Here is a 22,066-nt window from a genome sequence, read left to right on the forward strand (position 1 = left end):
AACCGCGAGTACCTGCACGACGCCGTCCTGGACGAAGGCGAGTAGATGATGGCAGGCGAGACCAACGAAGCGATCGGGCAGACCCCGCCGTCCTCGCGTGCCCTCGGCTGGCCCCTTTGCGTGATCCAGCCCCCTACCTACTGATTCGTCTGGGCAAGAGGGTTGATCGTTGCTACTCTCCGGGCAGATCGATGCATCGACATATCGATGCATCCAGGGGTGGGGGCGAAGTGCAGAAGAAGCACAAGATTGGGCTGGCCGCGGCAGCGGCGGTGTTCGTGACGGTGCCCGGCGGGCTGCTGGTGACGAGCCAGGCAGCGGCGGCCGATCGGGACGCGGAACGGAAGTCTCTCGAGCAGGCTGCCGAGGATGTCTTCCAGCGGCGCGCGGATGCGCCCGGGGCGCAGTGGCGGAACTACCCCGCGCCGGCGGGCAAGGTCTGGAACCAGGCCGACGCCAGAGCCGACGTTACGGAGGTGAAGAAAAGGGGTGTCCGATTCATCGTGGACGTCAATGAGTTCACCACTCCGTACACCTCCGACACGAATGGAAGGAAGCTGGCGCCGACCACGCCCTATGTAGGGATGTACCGGCTCGTCTTCGAACGGGACGGGGACGACTGGCGGCTCGTCCAGGACCTGTCGGACCAGCTGACGAAGTAGCGCGCCCGCTTGCATCCGGCACGCCAGGCCGCTGGGCTGACCGGCGACAGGCGTCACCGACTGCACACCGAGACGCACCGCTCCCTGTGCTCAAGCGCATGGCCCGGCATGCTCGTGACCCGGTGCGCCCGGCACGCCTCTGTGTCCCGTACGCCCATGAGCCCGATGAACGGGACGTTGTGTCCGCCCCGCATCACAGGGAACGCCAGGTAGGCACATGATTCCTGAGGGGCCCCATCGTGAACGGCTCTCTGCCGTCGCCGCCCGCATACTCGTGGCTGCGACGAAGGGGGACTGCAACGCCTCGGACATCTGCAGCAGTCGGCTGCGCCCGGGGCGAGAGTGGCGGTCAATGCCGCGGTGGCCGCGGAGGTGCGATAGCCATGATCGGCTGATCCCACCTCGGGCCGATGTGCACGGTTCTCCACAGCGGCGGACACCATCACAACGGCGCTGACGACGTCCGCCTCGGCTGCCGGCGCGCGGCCGGCGAAGGCGGCAGCGAGGGCGGTCCGACGCACCTCGTCGTCAAGGGGCTGTAGCCGGAGCAGTTCGTCATGGATGCTGGTCTCACGCATGGTCAAACGCATGTTCGCTGCGGACCACCAAGGCACTTGCATGCCGTTGCTCGTGATCGACCGGACTGGCTGGAACCGATCAGGGGATCACTCCTGGGGTGGGCCGATGACGGACTGTCCGATCTGCTCTGCCAACCAGGAGGCGTGCCGTTCCTCGGACCCGTCGCGATTCCTACGGCGCACGTGGACGAGCACAGTGTGCTCACCGGAGCGCTGGTCGAGGCCTTGGGTTCGGCAGTTGAACAGCAAAGAGACCCGGGCGTTGTTGGCTTCGCCGTGGATGTCACGGTCCGGTACATCGGGCCACAGCAAGCTGGACCACCAGATCTCGCCGATGTTCGGGCCTACCAAGGCCGCGAACTCCTCCTCGACGCTGCCCACGGGCCGGTATTCCATCGACGCCCAGAGCGGCAGGTGCGAGGAGAGGAAGTCCGGATCGTTGGAAAGCTCGGGCGCGCGGACTCCGCCGTGCAAACCCGTCGGGTCAGAAGGATCCCGCGCCCAGTCCTTGACATCCTCTTTCCGGAACCAGGCATCCGGCAGCGCCTCACGTATTCGCAACACGTCCGGGACGGTGCACAGCTCGACGTCCACTGACACCTCCGCGTACTGCCGGTCGCCCACTGCCACGAGCTGACGCGCCACGCGCAGAGCGAGTACCGGGTCGGTGGTGCGGAAGATCGGGTACGCGATGGGGTTGGACATGCCAGCACCTTGCCACAGCCGACAGCGGACGAAGATCCATTTCCTGTAGAGGCCCAATCCGGATCGCTCTCACCGAACTGTCACGTGATCGCCCGGACAGGTCCTGGTGCCCAGCGAGTGCATTTATGGTCTGTCGTAAGGGTAGTTGGCGGCCCTTGCTGTGAGTTGCAGGACTGTCACCGGTCTGACGTTCGCTTCGCGTCGTCCCGTGGCGACTCCGGCGAGCTCCAACTCTGGTTCGTCGTCGGCTTTCTCCGAGAGACGGCGCTCCGCCTTTGGCGGAGGAGCTCACGACGAGGCGCGACCGGCTCTGGCACTGAGCCCGCGCTCGGCCACACCCGGATGTCGTACTGCTCCGGTCCGTCCGCGGACCGCCGCCAGACTTTCACCTCGTGGGACCCGGAGTCCGGCAGCACCAGGGCCGGCCCAGGCTCCCGACCTTCGACATTGACCAGCGTCAGCTCTCGTTCCGCGACCTCGATCCGGCATCTGCCGAGGTACACCCCGATGCCGTCGGGCGGCGCGTCGTCCCATACCGACAGAACGGCGCTGATGTTCGCACGCGACGCCAGCGTCGGGACGCCCACCGCGGCGCCGTGGCCGTACACGGAGTCGCCCCGTGGAGTTGCCGACTCCACATCGCAGCGGGCACCACCTTCGGCCAGGACCCAGAACTGGCTGTACGAGACGGTGAGCTCGTCGAACGTGACGTCCCAGGGCTGCCGATCAGGAAGCAGGTCCTCGCCGAACGTGCAAGGTGACTCCATGGCTGCCACCGTAGTCAACGGTGGTTGTTCGGCTTGATCGGCGGTGCAGTTGACACGCGAGGTGGTCCCGAGGGAGGTAATGGGTTGTGTGCGAGAGGCTGAGTCTGCGACGTGCCTGACGTGAGCGTGGTTCTGGGAGACAAGAGCAAGTTCGCCGTCGAAGTGGGCGGGCCTGGCCAGCTGCGCCGAGTGGACCTGTGGGCCGCTGGGGTGTGGCTGACCTGCGACGACAATGTCGCTTTCGTGCCCCAGTTCCGCCGTGATGTGTCGGAGACGGCCGCTTGGCTGCGTACGGCCGGGGGTTCGCCTCAGCCGTTCGCCGGCTTAGATCCGAAAGCCGTACACCAGCGCCTCATGCTCGGTTCGCAGGCCGACGAAGAGGCCGAGACCGAGGCCGGATACGAGCTCCGTAGCCAGTTTCAGACGCTGTGCTGGGGGCCCACGACCGACAACGTGACGGCGCACCTCTTCCGTGACGCGGGCCGCGTGGTGATCACGTGGGATTTCTGGCGCGAGGAACACCTGCTCAACCATCCCGAGCACGCGGGCCAGGTTTTCGTGGCCGAGATCCCGGCTGAGGAGTTGATGAGGATCCTCGACGACCTTGTGGGTGTCCTCGACGGCGTCCCCGGCCCGAGCGGTCCATGACCGGCTATCGGCCGAGTGGCTTCGGCCGTCGGCGCAGACCCTGGTAGGTCCGGCTTCGGCACGCGCCTCCGCCCGGTTCTGAAGGACCGCAGGACGGTCTGCTGCGGCAGCCCATTACGCCACTGCAGGGCCGATGCCATACGTGGCCGCGGGGGAGCAGCACATCACCACCTATACGTACTGATGGACCCATCTCTGACCGTCAACCATCGCGGTCGCCAGCCGGATGGCGCCGCGGGCGACGACCAGGTCCGGGTTCTCGATCCGCTCGACGGTGCAGGAGTACCAGAGTTCAGGGAGGGCATTCTCCTTCGCGGCGCTCAGCGCGGCGTCCCAGTAGCCCGGGTAGCCAAGGGTTCCACCCGCGACCCGGACCACTTCAGGGTTGAGGAAATTGACCAGCGAGGCGAGCGCCAGCCCGAACGCCTCGCCTGCTGCGTGCACGACGGCCTGCACCCGGCGGTCCTTCTCGGCGAGCGCGGTGTGGATCGACCGCGGTGGCATTCCTGCCGCACGCACGATGGCGCTGCCGCCGGCCAGTTCGTCGAGGCGGCGTACGCCCAGGGGTGTGGTCATGGGAAGGCTGCCGATCTCGCCGGCCCAGCCGCGCGCCCCGCGGACGACCCGGCCTTCGGACAGGTATGCCGAACCCACGGCAGTCCCGCAGACAACCACTGCGGCGGTGGCGGATCGTGCGAGTCCGGCGGCCTCCTGGGCGAGTGCTGCTCTGATGTCGTTGACCAGGAGCGAGGGGATGGTGTGGTTCCCCAAGCCGCCCCACCCTGCGAGCTGTGGCAGTACATCGGAGACCGCGACCCGGCCGTTCTCGACAAGCCCCGGAACCGCTACCCCGAGCGCCGTCGGCTCCAGCTGGTGGTCCGCAAGGAACTCCTCGACAGCCTTATGGAGGTCACCCGGAGTGGTCTCGGGCCCGGTGTCCACGCGCCGGGTGACCGCACCGCCGCGTAGCTCCGGCCCTTCGGCAAGCATCAGCGCTTTCGTCCCGCCGATATCGACACCCACCGCCGCACGCCGCAAGTTCCCGCCCTCCCGCAGTAGTGACTGATGCACCGAACCACAATGACAGAGGGTCCCGGCCGCGTCCGGGCGACGGTGATCGCCGCGACTCAGTCGTGTCGCCAGGGCTCAACAGCTCGAGCCGCCACGGCTCACAGGCCGAGGCCCTGCTGGTCGGCGTGCACGATCAGGAAGTCGTGGTGGTCGCTTGCCTCAGAGAATCCCTACGTGTTGGTGATCGGGCTCCTGGCTCCGCCAGCCACGCATCCGGCGAAATACTACGGAAGCATGTCTATAGGGCGAGGGTCTGACTCTGACGCGGTGACGGCGGCGGGCAACGTCCGGGAAACGACGCATGGTTGCAGTCATTCCTGCCCGTCAGCACCAGGCTGACGTGAACAGGGCAAGCGCGTGTCACGCTACCTGCGCACCCGCCGTCCATCGGGTGCGGTGCTTCGTCGGTCGGCGTAGGGGCTGCCCAAGAGGCGTTGTCAGAGGGCCTGGCCATACTGCCTCCATGAACCTCTCCCACCAAGCGAGCCCCGCGCGTCGAGGACTGCCTGAACTGACCTGGGTTGTGTCGATGGGGGGCCCGCTCATCGTCGTTCCGGTCTCGGCCCTTCAGGATTGGGGTGGTTGCACGGAAGCCGGAATGGTGATCGGGACACCGATGAATCCGACGACTACGACCGTGCTTGCGCGGTGGATGACCTTGCTGGGGTGATTCCTATCGACGAAAGCGGCACCCGCGCGCTCGTGCTGGGCGACGAGCCGGCCACGACCTGCTACCTGCCAGAACGACGACTCTTCCTGCGCTGGCTCGCCGCCGACACCGATGCCGATCTGCTCGCCGCAGCCGAGAGGGTGCTGGCGGATCCGGAGACGGCGTGGGAGAACTGCGGGGTATGGGAAACGGATGGTCCGGCGGTGCTGATGGATTCCGCGGAGTCGGGAGCGGATCTCGCCATGCCTTACCCCGGCAGCTCGCGCCTGCCGGAGCAGGCTCCCGTTGTCGTACCAGCGGGCCGCTGGCGAATCCGCGCCTTCCACACGACCGGCGACGACACCCCTTGGGTGGGAGTGGTTCAGCTCGTGAAGGAATAGGGGTGTGACGAGACGCCTGCCGAGCCCGGCATCCTGACGTCCTCGTCGGAATGCAGGACGTCATGACAGATGATCCAACGGAGCAGAGGCACGACGCCGCCATCCCCGCCCGCAGTGACGCCATTCTCAGCAGCCTGTGTCTCCCTTGTACGGGCGATGCACACCACGCTGGTGGAGAAGATCGGCATCGTCTGCGGCGGCAGACCGGCGCCCGTACGCGATCCGCAGCCACAGTGAGGAAGAGGAAACGTCAGGTGACCCGAGTCCCGAACTACCGCACTGCCGCCGCCTACGCCACAGTCGCCCTGCTGACTGCCGGGCTGTTAGGTGGCTGCGACAGTACCGGTGCCCCGCAGCGCGCCACCAGCAGCAGCAAGAACAGCGAAGCAGGCGGAAAGGCGAATCCGCAGGCGCAGCGTGTGCTTTCCACGCGGCTGCTGGAGGCAGCTCTGCCCGATCAGCACAGCGTCCCGGTGGACCTTCAAGCCCGCGACAGACCAAGGGCACGTGGCAACGGCGACACCGTGCACTGCGTGGATGAGGGCTGGCCGGACGAATGGTGCGGCGAAGCACTCTCTGTCGGAAGTTCCGCCTTCGCTGCCATGGCCGACCAGGAGGTGGTGTTCCGGTACATCTCTTTCCCCGACTCCACGACCGCAGCCCGCTTCTTCATAGGCGAAGGCTCGCCGGACGAGGTGGGCGAGGACCCTCCTGGCGATGAGATCGACGCCTTCGACATCGACGCCTCGTCGGACGTGCCGCCGATCTTGCCCGGCAAGGGGATCAACGTGCGGCAGGGCAACGTCATTGCAAAGATCGAGTACAGGTTTGACTCGACCGCCGACATCCCGTCCGACCGGCTCCAGACCCTCGCCGCCATGGTCGTCCAGCGGATTCAGCAGGCGCAGGCCGGCAAGCCGCCCACCGCTTCGGCCCGATGACCACGCTCGTAGGCAAGCGACAAGAGCCGCACACGCTCGGGCGCGCGCTGCAGCCCGAGCTCGGCGGCTTCCTACTCTCTCCGCCTGGCTGCCCCGGCACGATGGCGGCCCGTACCGAACACGCACACCGAACCGCAGAGAAGGGCTGCACTGTGGGGTCCTCAGGCGAACGGCGACATGCCGCGCCCCATTCGTTCTGCCCCGAGAGTCGGCCTTGTGGGTCCGGCCTTCCGGACAGCTGCTCGCCGCTGCTGCCGGGCGGCCGAGATGTCCAGCCGTTGTGGCTGAGCATGCTTCTGGGGGAGTTGACGGTCGCTTGCCCTGTACCGAAGTCCGTCGTCTCAACAGGACGCCCCGCAGACTGGGGGTTCCTCCGGTGCGCATCGTGCCGCACGGGCCCGGCGGGGCGAAGGTGGTTCTCGGCCCCGCCGGGGCTGCCAGATCAACCCTTGGGCACACCCACCGGCGTGGGGTCATCACTGTTGCCGGCGGCGATGGCCCACTCGGCATCGGTGAGGGGGGGCTCGTTCAGCGGGCGACGTCCCGGGCCGCGCAGGCTGGCGACGACGGTGTCCGGGTGGCCCCAAGCAGTGGCGGGCTTGGAGAGGGTGATGACGTCGAGGAACGCCGCGCACACTGCCGGTCGACCTGTGGCCGTACGCATCAGCCGGTTCACGTACCGGGTGGCCACGCCGGCCCCGGCCCGGGGCGGCTGGCCGACGGCGCCGGGGTAGAGGATGTCCTGCGAGGTCGCGAGTTCCCACGCCATGGCGGCCGGCCCTGCGAGCGCTCGCTGGGCGGCGCGGGCGAGACCGTGCGCGGCAAGGCCCTGCAGGCGGACCTCGTTCCGTAGCTTGATCAGGCCTTGCGCAGCCACCGACATGCCCTGCCCGTACAGCGGGTTATAGGTGGCGACGGCGTCACCGATCACGACGAACCCGTCCGGCCAGGACTTGGCCTTCTCGAAGTAGCGGCGCCGGTTGACGGTGCTGCGGGTGACGGTGACGGTCTGGTCGAGCGGGGTCGTCGTGGAGATCAGCTCACCGACGACGGGATGGCGGATCGAGCGCGCGAACTTCTCGAACTCGTCGGGGTTGTTGGTGGGTTCACCACCGCGGGTGCCGGACAGGGTGACCAGCCACCGGCCGCCTTCCACCGGTTCGATCGTCGCGGTCTGGCCTGGCACGGGAGTGTTCGGGTCGGACTGGACGTTGACGAGAGGGAAGCTCTCGCTGCCCTCCGGCGCCCGGTACAGGCGGGAGGCGTACACCAGACCGGAGTCGACCTCGGCTTCCTCGATCGTCGGGATGCCGAGGTCGGTGAGCCAGTGCGGCGCGCGTGAGCCGCGGCCGCTGGCGTCGACCACGAGGTCGGCCTCGTGGTCGGCCTCCTGGCCGTCGGGGCCGAGGACTCGCACGCCGGTGACGCGGTCGGCGGTGCCGTTCAGGCGCAGCAGTTCATGCTCCTGCAGCAGCGTGACGTGCGGATGCTGGTCCATGACGCGGTCGCGAACCACCAGATCGAGGAGGTCACGCGTGCAGGCGATCATGAACTGCATTTCGGACCATCGTCTGAGCCACCCCTGCGCCGTATAGGAGACGAGGCCGGTCGGTAGCGGAATGCGCCGAGCTCCTGCTTCGAGCCACCGTTCAGTGACACCGGGCAGCAAGCTCTCGAAAGCTCTGGCGCCTCCGGAGTACAGGACGTGGACGTGCCGGGCCTGCGGCAGGCCCTTGCGGGGGATCGGGCTGTTGGGCAGCTGGTCGCGTTCGATGACGGTGACCTTCTCGGCGTGGTCGGCCAGGGCCGCGGCCGCGAGCATGCCGGCCATGCCACCTCCGATGATGACGGCGCGGCGGTGCTTGGGGGAGGTCGGAGTCATCGTGTGCTGCTCTCTGTTGGCGCCGCCTGTAGCTGGGCGGCTGTGACGACGGGCGAATGCAGGGCTCGTGACAGCTGGACCAGGCGTTCGCGACCGGAGGCGAGCGTGGCGGTCAGGGCGTCGGCGGCCGCCAAGGTCTGCTCGGTGTGTTCCTCGACGCTGTTCGGACTTGCGGCGCGAGCCTTCGCGGCGACCGCGACCATCGCGGCGGTCCCGGCCAGGTTCGCGCGGTCGGACGGAATACCGGTCGCGATCGCAGAGTCCACGGTCCGTTGGCGAACGGCGTCGTCGAGGTACGGGCGCAGTCGCAGCAGTTCGTCGTGGATGCCGGTCTCGCGGACGGTCAGTCGGATGTCCGGGGCAGACCACCACGGCAGCTGCATCACGATGCGATCTCCGGGCGCGGGCCGCAGCCGCCGCCACAGCGGCCCCAGCCGCCAGTACGTGATCCAGGCGGCCAGCGGCTCGCTGATCCGCGGTCCGACGAGTGGGGTGAGGAAGCCCACGGTCACGATCAGTCCGCCGGCGGCGGCGATCGGGGGCGCGATGTTGGTACTCAGGGTGTCCCAGTCCGTGTCGAACCAGCGGGCGACCACTGCGGACAGCTTGGTGATGCTGAACGCAAGGTTGAACACGAACCCGACGATCAGTACGCCAAGGCCCAGGCGCAGCCATCCCGTCACGTGACGTGCCCATCGCGCACACAGCGACGTGGTCACGAGCGCAGATACCAAGTGCGCGCCGAGGTAGGTGACGATCATTTCGCGGATGAACGGGGTGCTGGCGTAGTACGTGTCCAGGTCACGCAGGCGCTCGACCGGCGCGTCCCCGAGGAGGAAGAAGATCGGCAGTGCAGCGATGGCGATGCCGTAGCCGGTGAGCCAGCGGCGGGAACTGCGGGCGACTCCCTCGGGAGGGCCGCCCCGCCAGTTGACGATCAGTACGAGGCACGCTGCGCTGAAGGCGCACATGATGCAGTACACCAGCGGGCCGGAGAAGTTCGGGATGCCGGTGAGGTCGTTGACCGCTGTGATGGTCGGCGGGGCTGCGAAGAAGAAGCAGATCGCGGCGGTGAAGACGAGGAAGTTGACCGACCGCACGAGCGGGTCACGCCAACCGCGGCGCAGCGCGGGCAGCTTGGCGATGAACGCGATGCCCAGAGCGATAGCGGGTAGGTAGTAGTCGCTGTTGCGCACCGGTCAGCTCCGCTGGAACAGAATTATGTCTGCCTCACGGCAGCGATGGCTTCCTGGCGCGCTTGGCGCCGGTCTTGCGCTCACGATGCTCCCCCCAGATGACACCTGTCATCGGTCCCAGGCGACACGCTGCCCGATGACGGATTCAGCGCACGCGACACTGTGATCACGCAATTGTGAACACGAGCGGTCAGAACGTCCATATTCAGTCAGCTTTTGATCATCTCACCTGACGCCGAATCACTCTAGGCGTAGGCCGTGGCGCGGACTCCGAGTGGGCTCGGTACTGGGGCCAAGGCGAGGGGGACGAGGGGCGAATCCCCCAGAACCGAGGGCAGGACATCGCGCCGCCTTCACAGTTCACGCAAATCCGGCAAACTGGGGAGAGGGGGCAACGGTCCTCCTCTCGAGGGCGGTGCCCGGCTCATGGCTGCGTCTGGAGCGGGCTATCTCTACTGTCCCCGCCATGGCGGGGCCTCCCGCTCGAGGCCGATGACGTCCGGACGAACGGGTTCACCGGCGGGTGCGTCGAGGAAGGTGACGAAGTCCCGCGCCCCCGCACGGAAACCGGAGCCGCTCGGACCGGGATGCTTCGCGCGGGCCTTCGTCGGTAGCGAGACGTGCAGGCCCCGGTGCAGGAAGGCCAGTTCCCCCAACCGGGCCGCCACCACGGCCCGCCGTTCCGAAAACGCTGGGTCGGGAAGGAGGGATATGGCGGTTCGGCTTCCGTCGCCGGTCCCATGGCGCCGGGTGGGGTCGCACCTCAACGACAAGCTCGTGCGCACCACGACCGAACGCCTGGTGGCCGCAGCCGCGGGCACTGGGTAAAGCAGGGAGCGGCCGTCCACTACACGGCCATCACGACCGAGGCTGCTGCTTCCGAGGCCGTCGAGAAGGCCACCGCGGCAGCTTCCTGAGGTCGTGGAGCCCATCACCCGCATCAGCGAATGGCCCCGACAGCGACAGATCACCGCCGGGGCCCGCGATACCTCAGCGGCGATGACCGCGGCGCGGAGCCCGCCTCCGGGCCTGCCGGGGCGCACGGCCCGGGCCGTCGTCCCCGCCCGTAGGCGTGGGGGAGGAGAACCCCACCGCCACAGCAGGTGCCGCCTGCTCCGGCACGCGCTGCTCGGCCACTTCGCTGTGCTCCGCGCGCCGCGCAGGGGCCGGGCGGGTGATGGGCGCGGGCATACCGACGACCCGGGTGTGGGTCATCAGCTTCGCGCACGCAGTACAGACCTCGGCAAGATGCCACACCCGGCCGACGGCCGGATCGTGACGCAGTACCAGCACTGCAGTGCCGCCGCAGTGCACGCGCATGCCCTCGTGCGCGGCACAACTCTGCGCCCAGCATTGGCAGGAAGCCCTCTCGCGGACCCGGGCCGCCTTCGCATGCGAGGCTGCGTGCAGCGCGGCGAACCGCCGCAGAGACGTCACGTCCCGCGATCTGGGAGGCATCGTGCAGGCTCCAGTCGAGCAGGACACGCTGGCCGTCCGGTCCGCATGCCCCGTCAGCCGCACCGTCCAGGTCCGACCCGGAGTACGGCCGGTGGGAAGTTCGTTGGGGGTAGTGCTCACACGCAGCCGTCCATTCACGGAGGTCAGAAGCCGACACATCATGACTTCCCCGCCAGGAGATCGTCAGCACCTGACAATGGCCGATGATCCGAGATCTGCCCGGAGGCGCGCCGCCTCAGTACGCGCAGCGCAGGGCGGAACGCACAGGGATCAGGCACTTCGTAAACCCGGCGCAATATCCCGGATGACGCTCTTTGCCTGCGCGAGGTGTGAGCACTGACTGCACCGTGGTCAGCTGGGGGAGGTCGGTGCCGCCCACGGGGCGGGCCGTGCGGGTGTGGAGGAACACCCTCGGCCAACGGCTCACTTCCACCGGCGCCGCACGTCCGCAGTCAGCGTGCGGTGCGACTCCGCAGATCTCGGTGGTAGTGCGACGCGACCGCCGGCTGGCCCGTGTAGTTCGGACCGGCCCCGGAGTCCGCGCCGAGATAGTCGAAAGGAAGCTCGACGTCGCGCCTGCCCCGCAGGACGAGCAGGTGCCGGCGGGAGTGGTACGAGAATCCGGCAGCCCGCAGCGCCGTCAGGACCGGGCGTGCCGCGCTGGTCCCGTCGGCATGACGTACCGACGCCGGATCGAGATGCGCGGCGAACAGCCCGTCGGCCGTGAGCCATGAGGCCGCACGGGCGATGAGCCCCAGCTTGTCGCCGAGATAGTGAATGCCATGCACACAGGTGATGAGGTCGTACAGACGGTCGGGCCGCCACTCGGCCAAGGAGGCGGCAATCAACTCGACCTGGTCTTCGGCGCTTTGGGGGACCAGGGGACCGACCAGATCGACCCCGGTGAGGACGGCCCCTGCGGGCAGGCGGCCGGCTGCCGCCTTCAGGGCACGGCCTTCCCCACTGCACAGGTCCAACCAGGACGCCTCACCGCCGCGATCCAGCAGCCACCCCGCTGGATCGAACCCGAGCTCCCTTGTGTAGCTGTTGACGCCAGTCAGCGTTCGCTCGCGGTTCATGCTGCTGTTCGCGACCACGGATGAGCGGGCCAACCGGTCGTCGGGCAACAGGTTCGTCATGGTGTCAGGCTAGACGAACGATGCTGACCGGCGGGCGGTCGCCTGGGGCCAGCCATTTCTCCGTCGCCCGCCCACCGCAGTACGCAGCGCGTCTCGGCAACGCCCAGGAACAGGGCGCCACCGAGCGCCGGTTGCAGGAGATCGCCGCCGATGTTCTCAAGGGCTCTACTGCCCGGACGGCGGCCGCCGAGCCGGCAGCTTGGGAGAAGTCCGCTTCACCGACGTCGAGCCAGGATCACCGAATCCGATGGGACGAGCCGTTCAGGGCCGCGGTGTCTTCTCGCCGTGCACGGCTGTGTATTCGGCCGCGAGCCATGGAGCCAGGTCGTTCATGAGCAGAGTGAGCACTGCCGGGTCGGCCGAGGGGGCGCGCCCGGTGGCTGCGGCCATGCGCATCTGCTCAGCGCGCTCGGGGTAGTAGCGGCCGAAGAGCGCGGCGGAATCGCTGAGGTCGCTGGTCCAGCCGCCCCAGCGGGGCATGATCAGGGTGAACCCTGTGCGGACGATGCGACGGGCGACGACGCGGCTGAGGGCCTTGCGTTCGCCGTCGGTGGCGGCTCCGGCCGCCCGGGTGCGCCAGCGGGGCAGCGCGAGGGCCAGGTCGCCGTTCGTCTCGCGGGCGAGCAGGGCAGTGGGGCGATATCGGGGGAGTTGCTCGGCAAGGTCGTTGCCGAGCAGTGGGGTGCAAAGGCAGGCGATGAAGAATCCGCCATCGTGACGTTCGAGGTCGCTGAGCAGAGTGCGTGTGCTGGTCAGCAGGATCCCGACGCCGTCGATCTGAGGGAACGCCTGGTCGAGTGTGGTCGCGATCGCTCTGGCGTCGGCGCTGTCGGCGTCGGTGGGCTCGTCGTGGAGGGCGAGTTGGAGGTCGAGGTCGGAGACCCCGGGGGTGGCGGTGCCGCGGGGGATGCTGCCGTAGAGGTAGGCGCTGTGCAGCCGTGTTGTGCTGCCGAATGTTTCGGTGATCTGAGCACGGGCCGCGGCGACGACGGGGGCGAATGCTTCGGGCACGCGATCCAGTGCGCCTTCGCGCTTGATGGTGCCGTCCTGGTCCAGCCCCTTTTCGCTCACGGGATCACTGTGCATCGCTTTGCCCTCCGGTGCCGAGCGAATTATGCGTGGCGCGTTGAGCAGCGTGCGGATAGCGCTGGGGTGCTTTCCGGAGGCCTGGTCCCGGACCAATGTGGCACGAGGGCGTGATGCCGGTGCGCGTGCGGTTCCTCTCCGGCGCCAGCGGGGTGCGTGCTTCGCGTGGCTGCTCGGCAGCCAGGATGTGTCCGGTGACCTGGAGGATTCCGGCGCGGGCCCGCGCGTGGACGGGCGCCATCTGGACTGGTGGAGACCGCTGTTCAGTGTCCTCGGCTGGCTGCGATCGGTGACCGCGGTGGCCCGGTCGGTTGCTTCATCCCGCCCGGGATTGCCGGTATGCGAGAGCCGTATGGTCGCCTGCCTCAGCGGGCATGCGAGACGCTCTGTCAGCGTCGTTGCGGCAGGGCGCGCAGCCCGTCGATGAGCAGGCGCAGCCCGAACTCGAAATGGGCGGTGAAGTCCGTGCTGCTGAGCACGGGCAGGGTGGCTGTGAGGTGCGGGTACGACCCGGCCGCCACGGCATCACCCAGGCGTCCCGGGTCTGCGGGGGCGTCCGTTCCCGGTTCCCGAGCGGCGGCCTGCTCTTCCAGCGTGTGGCCGACGGTGAAGTTGGCCACCGCCATCAGGGCGCGCGCCGCGTCCGCATCGTCGACACCGGCTTCGCGCAGAACGCCGATCACGGCGTCGGCGAAGTGCAGGGTGTGCTTCCCGGTCGAGTGCGTGCCGGCGAACACGCGGGCGCCGTCGCGGTGGGCGAGCAGCGCAGTGCGCAGCGCTCTGGCCAGGCCGGTCAGCCGCTCGCTCCACTCTTCGCCGGCCGGTACCGCGGACGCGTCGACGTCGGACAGGATCCGGTCCGCCATGGCGGTCAGCAGCTCCTGCTTGGTGGCGAAGTAGCGGTACAGCGCGCCGGCTTGGACGCCCATCGCATCAGCCAGACGCCGCATGGTCAGCGCGTCGAGCCCAGCCTCGTCCAGCAGATCCAGGGCTGTCTCGACGGTGCGCGCCTGGTCCAGCCGTGGGGGGCGCCCCCGTGTGCGGGTTGACGGGTTGCTCATGGTCGCCATTATAGTGAACATTGTTCACGTGAACGTCGTTCACTAAATAGGGGAGGTCACATTGACGGACACCGACGTACTGGTCGTGGGAGCCGGCCCAACCGGGCTGATGCTCGCCTGCGAGCTGGCGCTGGCGGGCGTACGGACCCGGATCGTGGAGCGGCGTACCGCGCCGCAGCGTGATTCACGGGCGCTGACCCTGCACCCGCGCAGTGTGGAACTGATGGACATGAGGGGCCTGGCGCCGCGCTTCCTCGCCCTCGGAAACCCGGTGCCGGGCTGGCACTTCGCCGGTCTGGACACCCGGCTGGACTTTGCCGCGCTCGACTCCCGCCACGGCTACACCCTCTTCCTGGCCCAGGCCCGCACCGAGGCGCTGCTGGAGGAGCGGGCGGGAGAGCTGGGCGTCCGCATCAGCCGCGGGCACGAGACCACCGGGCTGCGCCAGGACGCCACGGGCGTCGAACTGGAGGTGCGCGGGCCTGACGGGGCCGTCGACACCGTACGGGCGCAGTACGCGGTCGGCTGCGACGGCGGTCGCAGTCTGGTGCGGCAGGCTGCCGACATCGCCTTCCCGGGCACCGACGAGACACTGACCGGCATACTCGGGGACTTTGCGGAGGTCGACGCGGATCCAGCGGTTCTTGGTGCCCTTCGGGCCCGCGGCGTGCTGGCCGTCCCGCTGGAGGGCGGGATCACCCGGATCGTCTGCATCGATCCGGAGCGGATGCGGATTCCGGCCGGGCAGCCGGTGACTCTGGAGGAGTTCCGTACCTCGCTGACGCGGATCTGCGGCTCCGACTGCGGGATCGCGCAGCCACGCTGGCTTTCGCGCTTCGGCAACGCCACCCGCCTCGCCGCCTCCTATCGGTCCGGCCGCATCCTGCTCGCCGGGGACGCCGCTCACATTCACTTCCCCGCGGCGGGTCAGGGACTGAACACGGGTTTGCAGGACGCCATGAATCTGGGCTGGAAGCTGGCTGCCACGGTCAACGGCTGGGCTCCTTCCGGTCTCCTCGACACGTACGAGGCCGAACGCCGCCCCGTGGGACAGGCAGTTACCGAGAACACCGAAGTCCAGACCCTGCTCGCCGAGTTGCCCCTGTTGCCGCAATACCAGCTGCCCGCCGTTGCCCTGCGCAGGCTTCTCGACGAACTCCTGTCGCTGAAGGACGTCAACCGTCTGCTCGCGGGACGGATCTCCGCACTGAGTACCTCCTACCCGCCTGCAACCGCCGAGGCCGACCCACTGGTGGGACGGCGGATGCCCGACATCGGTCTGACCGCCGTCGGTTCCGAGTCGGAACGCCTCTACGAACTGATGCCGCGGGGCTGTTTCGTACTCCTCGACCTTGCCGGTGATGCGCATCCGCCGCAGGCCCTCGCGCCCGGATGGCGCTCACGAGTCACTGCTCATGCCGTCACGAAGTACGACGAGCGTGCGGACCTCCACGGCGTGACCGAAGTGCTCGTTCGCCCCGACGGGCACATCGCCTGGTGCACCCGTGCGACCGATGCCGAGATCCGCAGTTCGGAGAGGACCGCCGCCCTGGCGGCATGGTCAGGCGCACCCGCGGGAGGGTGACACCTCATGACCCCCTCACCCCCGTCCGTGAACTGCCCGTCGCACGACCACGATGTGCCCTTGGGGCCGCGTCGCGAGCGGCCGTTCGACATCAACAACCCGGCTGGTTTGGGTTCAACGACCCGCATGACGGCCTCGACCGATGACCTGACGGATGATCGCGGCATCGATCCTGTCCCCGCCCGATGGGATGAGGAAGTCCTCGGTCCGGCCGCGCGGTCAGAGACTCGCGGCTACGCACGGGCGTCGTCTTCGAGGACAACCCGGGCTCTCCATCACGCCGTCCCAAGCCCAGATGCGGGCCGCGAACCCGCCCCGTCAGGCCACGTCCGCGGCAGATCCCAGACAAGATCGTGGGGGCTCTTCAAAGGCGTGGGTCCTCGGCGGTGACGTGGGCCAGCAGCGTGCGGGCTTCCCCGATGCGGGGGTGATTGGGGTGGAGGAACTGCTCGCAGGCGCTCAGCGCGTGACGGGCTGTGGCTTCCGCCTCGGTGCGCCGGCCCAGACCGTGAAGGGTGGTGGCGGTGACCATGTCCTGAATTCCACAGCCGGCGCGGGGCCCATCCTGCGTCATCAGACGGGTCTCGGCCAGAGCCTCCTCAAAGCGGCCCTGTCCGTTCAAGCTGCGCACCAAGGCACACTGAAACCCCGCCGCACGGTGTCCCTCCGCCCGGGACATGTTGCCGCGGGCTATGGCCTCTGACTCTTCGTAGCGGCCCTGCCCACACAACGCATCTGCCAGGCTGTCCAAAGCCGACAACTCGACGTCCCATACCTCGGTGAGGTGCGCGAGACGGGTCGCCCCGCGCAGGATGTGCCGCGCCTCGGCCTCTGCCTGCGGATACTGTCCCTGGTCGACGAGTAGCGCCGCACGGATTGTGCGGACCGCCAGCAGCAGACTTCTGCCGGCCCCCTCTGCCTGGTCCAGTTCCGCGATCAACGCGTCGAGCTCGGCCTCCAATTCCGCCCCGCGACCGTGAGCGATGCCTGCTGCCAGGGTCATGGACTTGGTGAGCCATACCCACATGAGGCTCTTGCGGCCTCGCCGCGCCTCGGCCGCACGAGCCTCGGCCTCGGCTTCCTCGTACCGGCCCGCCTGCAACAGATCCTGGATGCGGTTGAGGACCACCTTCTGAGCACGGGAGACGCCAGTACTGGACCACCCGAGCCACGAGCGGCCCGACACCGTTGCTGTGAGCTTCATATTGCGCGAGGCTACGTGAACTGAGCAGTAGGAATCCCCGCGCTGACACCGAACGTGCTCGCGGCGGCCCGGGCACGCACGCCGCTACCTCGCCTGCACCCTGCACCCTGCACCTTGCACGGAGCCTTGAGCACGACGGGAGCGTTTCCGGCCGGACCATACGCACCATGGGTTCGCCCTGACCTCGGCGCTGGCTGGTCTGTGTCGCCCCGCGGCGGCCCCATCATCCGTGTATCCGAGCCCGCAGAGCATGGACGGCCCAATCGAGCACCGGCCGCAGGCTCTCGGGCTCCGGCCAGCCGTTGATCACCGCAAGCAACGACAAGTACCGCTCTCTGCGTGGGTCGTTCACGCGTTCCAGCCGGACCAGGAGCCGGCACCGCGCCCCGGCGTCGTCACCGCAGTCGAGGAGATGTGCGCAGCGGGTCATGAGGACCGCGACGATCGGATCGGCCTGCAGCGAGGCCGGTTCGATACCCGCTGCCAGCGCCGGCGCGATCTGGTCACGGACGATCGCAGTCAAGTCGCTGTGCAGCGCGGGGGTAGCACCGTGGATGTGCCCAGCCAACTCTTCCTCGGCCATGTGCCGCAGAAGGGCGCGAAAGTTCGGGTCCTGGGACAGCTCCGCCAGTTCCACCCACGCCTGAACCTGCTCCGTATCGGGGTTGTCCGGCAGTTCCGGAGTCATTGAGCGCATGATCCCCGCAAGCATGGAGCCAGTACCCACACCGCTGAAGGCAGCGTCGAGGAATTCACCGACCAGCCGTTGGCGCTCGACTTCGGAGAGCTGGGCCAGGTGGTGCATCAGAGTTGCCTCCTCAGGGGTCGCCCCGCGCCTCGCCATGGCGGTCAGCACTGCACGCCGCAGCCGCAGGATTCGGATCTGCACGTCCAACGCGTCGGCATGCGCCTCGGCAACCTCCGACAGGGCGAGTTCCCGGTCCAGGACCTTCCGGATGGCCGCCAGGTCCAGGCCCAGGTCGCGCAGGGTTCGCACAAAATCCAGGCGGGCGACGGCACCGTTGTCGTAGAGGCGATAGCCGGCCGGGCTGCGGTCAGCGGGGGGTACGAGTCCGCAGTCGGAGTAGAACCGGACAGTCTTTACCGTGGCACCAGTCCGTCGCGCCAGCTCGCCGATGGAGTAGAGCGTATGGCCATTCATGTCCCCACCTTCAGGTCTCCCCCTGCTGGAGACTCAAGCTCCTGAGCTCGCGATGATCGGATTCTCACAAACGCCCCGAACCCGGAGCAAGATCGGAAACGGTCGACGGAAGCAGCACAGCAGCCCGGATCGCGAATTCACTGTGACGACGTGTTCTCACGCAGACGTCGAATGTGGCGTGTTCGTGATTGTTTTCCAAGGGCCTGCCCCCCCTCAAAAGGCAACCGGGTCCGAAGCGAACGACGTCGAGCGCCACGCCGGCCGACGCCGTAACACATCAATGGATCCACACGGCATCGACGGGGCTCGACCCAGCTGAGACAGTCCGTTACTGAGAGGCCGTGTGGTGCTACCGAGTGTCGGCCACGGGGCTACCCGTTGGGGGTATCGCCTCTCAGGGGGCCCGGTGAGGGGGATGGGTGCGTCGGCATGGCCATTCTCACCCAGCCGGCGGAAAGCGGTTAGGTCGTGGCGATGAGTCTGCGGGCGTCCGCAGGTCTATCTCTTGAGGGAGACAACCAACTCATCGGGAGCACGCCATGGGCCTCATCGACATCGAGATGTTCGCGACCCTCGACCTTGTCGGGCAGGCGCCCGGCGGCCCGGACGAGGACCCGGTGGGGTTCCCGTTCGGTGGCTGGCAGGCGCCGTTGCTGGACGAGGTCTCAGGCGCGCAGGTCAGTGCCGCGTACGAGGGCACGGACGCCCTTCTGCTCGGCCGGCGGACGTACGACATCTTCGCCGCCTACTGGCCTCACCAGGAGGATGGCGAGGACAACGAGATCGCCACACTCTTCAACCGTGTCCCGAAGTACGTGGCCTCTCGCGGCAGGCCCGACCTCTCGTGGGCCGGGTCCACGCAGCTCGGCCCGGACCTCGCCCGTGCGGTGCGCGAAATCCGAGACCGGCACGAGCACGTGAAGGTCGTCGGGAGCCTGAACCTCGTGCAGACCCTTCTGCGCGAGAAGCTCTTCGACCGCCTTGACCTCTGGCTGCATCCGATCGTGCTCGGCGTCGGAAAGAAGGTGTTCGACGATGGCGCGGTGCCTTCCAACGTCACGCTCCTCGCGCCACCGGTAGCCGGCCCGAAGGGCACCGTGTACCTGCGATACGGCCTCGCCGACGGCACGCCCGCGACGGGGGACATGAGCGCACCTGACCGCGGTGCCGGAAGCGACGGCTGAAGGCCGTGCGTGAAGCTGAGCAGACGCTGGCGTCTTCACGCATGAGCCGCAACTCCTCGGCAACATGGACCGCTGTTTCCCCGTGACATCACTGGACGTTCTCTTCTCACTGACCGGCTTGCTGGTGGAGCCCGACCTCCATCGGGAGGCGGATCAGGTGGGGATCGAGGCAGACCTGGCCGCGCTGCCGGAGCCGGTCGCGAGCGAAGACGGCGTTCTGACCGGTCCGCTCACAGATGGCGTGCCTCGGCCGGCGTGACCGGCGCTCCGGCCCGTACGGCGTGCAGGACATGAGCCAGAACCTCCGCTCCGCGTACCACTCGGGGCCCTGGACGGTTGAAGTAGGACGGGCCGTCCAGGACCCATACCTGGTCGGCGCGCACGGCGGGCAGGTCCTCCCACCCGGGCAGCCTGGTGAGCAACTCCCGCTCCCGCAGCGTCCGTTCCGGTGGAAAGCCGCACGGCAGGACGAGCAGCACATCCGGACGTGCGGCGCATACCACGTCCCACGACACCGGTTTCGTGTGCTCGCCGGGCGCGGCGAGGAGGGGCTCGCCGCCGGCTGCCGTGATCTGCTCGGGCACCCAGTGTCCGGCGGGCCACAGCGGGTCCAGCCATTCGATCGCCATCACCCGGGGACGGGCACGGCCCGCGACCGCAGCGCGGACCCTGTCGAGGCGGACGGCCAGGTCGGCCCGGCGCTGCTCGGCGCGTTCCCTTACGCCGAGCACGGTTCCGACCGTGACCAGACAGGCCAGTACGTCGTCCAGCGTGCGGGGCTCCAGGCTCAAGACGCGGGTGTCGGCGTTGAGGAGGCGTACGCTCCGGCTGACCTTCTCGTAGGAGACCGCGCACACGTCGCACAGGTCCTGGGTGAGGACGAAGTCGGGGCGCAAGGCTGCGAGCGCCTCGGTGTCCAGGGTGTAGAGCGAGGATCCGGAGTGCGCCGATCCGCCGACGGCGTCGGAGATTTCCCGGCTGGTGAGCTGGTCCTGGTCCAGGTCGGCGCCCGTGACCACGGGGACGGACGCAACGTCCCGCGGTGGCCAGTCGCATTCGTGGGTGCGGCCGACGAGCTGCTCGGACAGACCGAGCTCGGCCACCATGTCGGTCGCGGCAGGCAGCAGGGAGACGATGCGCATGCCGCGACCCTACGACCTCAATGGCGGCACCAGGTGCCCCAGTGCACGGGGCTCGTGTCGCCAACACCCACCGTCGTACCCCGGGTGGCGGTGGCGAAGGCCGAGCCGTTCGATGCCGACCTTGCAGATGCTCGGCTCAGTAGCCGGGCGGGATCCGGTCCTGCGGACCGTCAGCCACCTCTGCCGCGCCGTCCTCCATCTGCGCTCGCTTGGCCACGTCCGGGTCGGTCGAGTCCGAGACCAGCTCCGCGATGCGCAGGGTGCACTCCCACTGTGTCAGCTTGCCTTTGATCACCACCAGGTATGACTCCTGGTCGGCGAAGCGGTACACGTGGCGCCACTTCTCGACGATATTCTTGCTGGGTACGTACGTGTGGAGGGCAGCACGGAGTGTCTTCAACGCCTGGTCCTTCGTTTCCTGCCCACGGCAGATGAACTCGGTCCTGTACACGTCGCTGTAGTACTCCGCGATCACGACCCAGTTGCCCATGCCCACTCCCTCTCGGCGCCGCTGCCAGTCAGCCACAGCTCAGCATCCGGAGCAAGAGTGATGCAGACCGAGGGCTCTGCGCGAGGGCGGCGAATGTGACGAGCGGCTGACCACCGGCGGACGGGACGAGCCGAAGTCGAGACCGAGGGGTGGATGCTGGTCTGCAACTGGTCGCTCGTTACTGTCGGTGGCGCGGCCACGCGCGGAATGCGCGTGCTGCGGCTACGCCGGCTGACGGGTTCCATGCTGTGGGTGTCGCGGGTTGGGGGCCGATGACGGCGGTCAGCAGGTCTTCCGTGATCAGACAGTCCGCTGCGATCAGCGCCTCGATCGCTGCCGTCGTCGGCCGTGCCTGCCTGCCTGGAGATTCCTTGGTGTACTCGGTGACGAATTCCACGGTCATCTCCGCGTTGAGTGCGGGTAGGCCGACGCTGCCGAAGCCGTCGTCGGGCTCGTACGGTGCGCACTGCCAGCGTCCGTCCTCGAAGCCGTAGACGAAGCCCACCCACTGCCCGGCGTCCTGTACGACCCGTACGGGCGGCTCCCACCAGGCGGGAGTGCCGGCCAGGAGGTCGGTCTCCTCCTCCTGGAAGTACTCGGCGGCGGGGCCGTAGTACGTGTTGCTGTACTCGTGGTCGTGGCCGACGATGAGGGCCCGCCCGTCCTCGAAGTGGTGCAGGTCGAGCCAGTTGCCGCCACCGTCGTCGTAGTGCCAGCGGGCGTCGTCGGCGCGGCAGCCGTCTCCCCAGCCGCGTGCCGCGAGCACGGCTGCGAAGGCGGCCCACCGCGGACGGAGTTGAGCAGGGGCGGGGATGTCCAGCGTCTTGAGAGCCATGTGGAACACCCTTGCACGCAGGACTGACAGTGCATCGCGCATCTCCCGCCCGCGGGTTCCTCTGCCCCGTCGCGACGCCACCCGGCCGATCCCGAGCGCGGCCCGTCGGCCGGCCTGCTGTGCACTCCGCCTGGTGCGGAGTCTCGCTCTCGCAAATGTTCACGAGATAGCTCTGGCTCGACTTCTGCGGCAGGCAGCCCGACGCTGCCACCGCCCCTGC

The 22,066-nt window shown here is 68.3% G+C and carries 20 protein-coding genes and 1 pseudogene; 8 read left to right on the forward strand and 13 right to left on the reverse strand.

All coding sequences use genetic code 11. The features are described from left to right. The first annotated feature begins 230 nt into the window (after positions 1–230). Positions 231–662: a hypothetical protein gene (locus tag RPQ07_RS36380; protein WP_313948539.1), complete on the forward strand. Its 432-nt coding sequence runs from the start codon at positions 231–233 to the stop codon at positions 660–662. A gap of 410 nt (positions 663–1,072) precedes the next feature. After that, positions 1,073–1,204, forward strand: coding sequence for a hypothetical protein (locus RPQ07_RS36385; RefSeq protein ID WP_313948540.1), 132 nt, complete (start codon positions 1,073–1,075; stop codon positions 1,202–1,204). A 123-nt stretch (positions 1,205–1,327) separates the two neighbouring features. Here RPQ07_RS36385 and RPQ07_RS36390 read toward each other — a convergent pair whose 3' ends face one another. Both RPQ07_RS36390 and RPQ07_RS36395 read right to left on the reverse strand, forming a co-directional pair. Next, the gene (locus RPQ07_RS36390) at positions 1,328–1,945 is read right to left on the reverse strand and encodes a hypothetical protein (protein ID WP_313948541.1); all 618 of its coding nucleotides are present in this window, start codon (positions 1,943–1,945) and stop codon (positions 1,328–1,330) included. Between the two features lie 176 nt (positions 1,946–2,121). After that, positions 2,122–2,712 carry a hypothetical protein gene (locus RPQ07_RS36395; protein WP_313948543.1) on the reverse strand — a complete coding sequence of 197 codons (591 nt, stop codon included), beginning with the start codon at positions 2,710–2,712 and terminating at the stop codon, positions 2,122–2,124. Positions 2,713–2,832: 120 nt separating this feature from the next. Between RPQ07_RS36395 and RPQ07_RS36400 the strand changes: the two genes are divergently transcribed. Beyond that, the gene (locus RPQ07_RS36400) at positions 2,833–3,360 is read left to right on the forward strand and encodes a hypothetical protein (protein ID WP_313948544.1); all 528 of its coding nucleotides are present in this window, start codon (positions 2,833–2,835) and stop codon (positions 3,358–3,360) included. 171 nt (positions 3,361–3,531) lie between these two features. On the opposite strand, the gene RPQ07_RS36405 is transcribed toward RPQ07_RS36400, so the two are convergent. After that, the gene (locus tag RPQ07_RS36405; RefSeq protein ID WP_313948545.1) at positions 3,532–4,350 is read right to left on the reverse strand and encodes an ROK family protein; all 819 of its coding nucleotides are present in this window, start codon (positions 4,348–4,350) and stop codon (positions 3,532–3,534) included. A 663-nt stretch (positions 4,351–5,013) separates the two neighbouring features. On the opposite strand from RPQ07_RS36405, the gene RPQ07_RS36410 reads away from it, so the two are divergent. Together RPQ07_RS36410 and RPQ07_RS36415 are read left to right on the forward strand one after the other, a co-directional pair. Then, positions 5,014–5,481 (forward strand): Imm21 family immunity protein, encoded by a 468-nt coding sequence (locus RPQ07_RS36410; protein WP_313948546.1) that lies wholly within the window; start codon positions 5,014–5,016, stop codon positions 5,479–5,481. A 254-nt stretch (positions 5,482–5,735) separates the two neighbouring features. Next, positions 5,736–6,422 (forward strand): hypothetical protein, encoded by a 687-nt coding sequence (locus RPQ07_RS36415; RefSeq protein WP_313948547.1) that lies wholly within the window; start codon positions 5,736–5,738, stop codon positions 6,420–6,422. A 442-nt stretch (positions 6,423–6,864) separates the two neighbouring features. On the opposite strand, the gene RPQ07_RS36420 is transcribed toward RPQ07_RS36415, so the two are convergent. From RPQ07_RS36420 to RPQ07_RS36430, 3 genes are all read right to left on the reverse strand, one after another. Beyond that, positions 6,865–8,304, reverse strand: a complete 1,440-nt coding sequence (locus RPQ07_RS36420; protein ID WP_313948548.1) for an FAD-dependent oxidoreductase — start codon at positions 8,302–8,304, stop codon at positions 6,865–6,867. After that, complete coding sequence (locus tag RPQ07_RS36425; protein WP_313948549.1) at positions 8,301–9,500, reverse strand: MAB_1171c family putative transporter; 1,200 nt, start codon at positions 9,498–9,500, stop codon at positions 8,301–8,303. Before RPQ07_RS36425 ends, RPQ07_RS36420 begins: the two co-directional genes overlap by 4 nt. A 1,910-nt stretch (positions 9,501–11,410) precedes the next feature. Next, positions 11,411–12,097: a class I SAM-dependent methyltransferase gene (locus tag RPQ07_RS36430; RefSeq protein WP_313948550.1), complete on the reverse strand. Its 687-nt coding sequence runs from the start codon at positions 12,095–12,097 to the stop codon at positions 11,411–11,413. A gap of 53 nt (positions 12,098–12,150) precedes the next feature. Between RPQ07_RS36430 and RPQ07_RS36435 the strand changes: the two are divergent. After that, a pseudogene (locus RPQ07_RS36435) lies at positions 12,151–12,326 on the forward strand (XRE family transcriptional regulator); the annotation flags it as partial. 32 nt (positions 12,327–12,358) lie between these two features. Here RPQ07_RS36435 and RPQ07_RS36440 read toward each other — a convergent pair. Further along, positions 12,359–13,168: a nucleotidyltransferase domain-containing protein gene (locus tag RPQ07_RS36440; protein ID WP_313948551.1), complete on the reverse strand. Its 810-nt coding sequence runs from the start codon at positions 13,166–13,168 to the stop codon at positions 12,359–12,361. Between the two features lie 404 nt (positions 13,169–13,572). Beyond that, positions 13,573–14,244, reverse strand: a complete 672-nt coding sequence (locus tag RPQ07_RS36445; protein WP_313948552.1) for a TetR/AcrR family transcriptional regulator — start codon at positions 14,242–14,244, stop codon at positions 13,573–13,575. A gap of 61 nt (positions 14,245–14,305) precedes the next feature. On the opposite strand from RPQ07_RS36445, the gene RPQ07_RS36450 reads away from it, so the two are divergent. Next, positions 14,306–15,829 carry a monooxygenase gene (locus tag RPQ07_RS36450; protein WP_313948553.1) on the forward strand — a complete coding sequence of 508 codons (1,524 nt, stop codon included), beginning with the start codon at positions 14,306–14,308 and terminating at the stop codon, positions 15,827–15,829. A 364-nt stretch (positions 15,830–16,193) separates the two neighbouring features. Here RPQ07_RS36450 and RPQ07_RS36455 read toward each other — a convergent pair whose 3' ends face one another. Together RPQ07_RS36455 and RPQ07_RS36460 are read right to left on the reverse strand one after the other, a co-directional pair. After that, the gene (locus tag RPQ07_RS36455) at positions 16,194–17,033 is read right to left on the reverse strand and encodes a tetratricopeptide repeat protein (RefSeq protein WP_313948554.1); all 840 of its coding nucleotides are present in this window, start codon (positions 17,031–17,033) and stop codon (positions 16,194–16,196) included. Between the two features lie 223 nt (positions 17,034–17,256). Further along, the gene (locus RPQ07_RS36460) at positions 17,257–18,195 is read right to left on the reverse strand and encodes a MerR family transcriptional regulator (RefSeq protein ID WP_313948555.1); all 939 of its coding nucleotides are present in this window, start codon (positions 18,193–18,195) and stop codon (positions 17,257–17,259) included. A gap of 539 nt (positions 18,196–18,734) precedes the next feature. Here RPQ07_RS36460 and RPQ07_RS36465 point away from each other — a divergent pair. Beyond that, on the forward strand, positions 18,735–19,379 hold the full coding sequence (locus tag RPQ07_RS36465; RefSeq protein ID WP_313948556.1) for a dihydrofolate reductase family protein: 645 nt from the start codon (positions 18,735–18,737) through the stop codon (positions 19,377–19,379). 230 nt (positions 19,380–19,609) lie between these two features. Here the strand turns inward: RPQ07_RS36465 and RPQ07_RS36470 are convergent, their stop codons facing one another. The 3 genes from RPQ07_RS36470 to RPQ07_RS36480 all read right to left on the reverse strand — a co-directional run bounded on the left by RPQ07_RS36470 (position 19,610) and on the right by RPQ07_RS36480 (position 21,846). Continuing rightward, the gene (locus RPQ07_RS36470) at positions 19,610–20,521 is read right to left on the reverse strand and encodes a cobalamin-binding protein (protein ID WP_313948557.1); all 912 of its coding nucleotides are present in this window, start codon (positions 20,519–20,521) and stop codon (positions 19,610–19,612) included. A gap of 136 nt (positions 20,522–20,657) precedes the next feature. After that, complete coding sequence (locus tag RPQ07_RS36475; RefSeq protein ID WP_313948558.1) at positions 20,658–21,011, reverse strand: hypothetical protein; 354 nt, start codon at positions 21,009–21,011, stop codon at positions 20,658–20,660. A 178-nt stretch (positions 21,012–21,189) separates the two neighbouring features. Then, entirely contained in the window at positions 21,190–21,846 is a 657-nt protein-coding gene (locus RPQ07_RS36480) for a proteophosphoglycan 5 (protein WP_313948559.1), read from the reverse strand. Between the last annotated feature and the right edge of the window lie 220 nt (positions 21,847–22,066).

The sequence above is a fragment of the Streptomyces sp. AM8-1-1 genome (genome assembly GCF_032229325.1).
In the GTDB taxonomy this organism is placed as follows: Bacteria; Actinomycetota; Actinomycetes; order Streptomycetales; family Streptomycetaceae; genus Streptomyces; species Streptomyces achmelvichensis.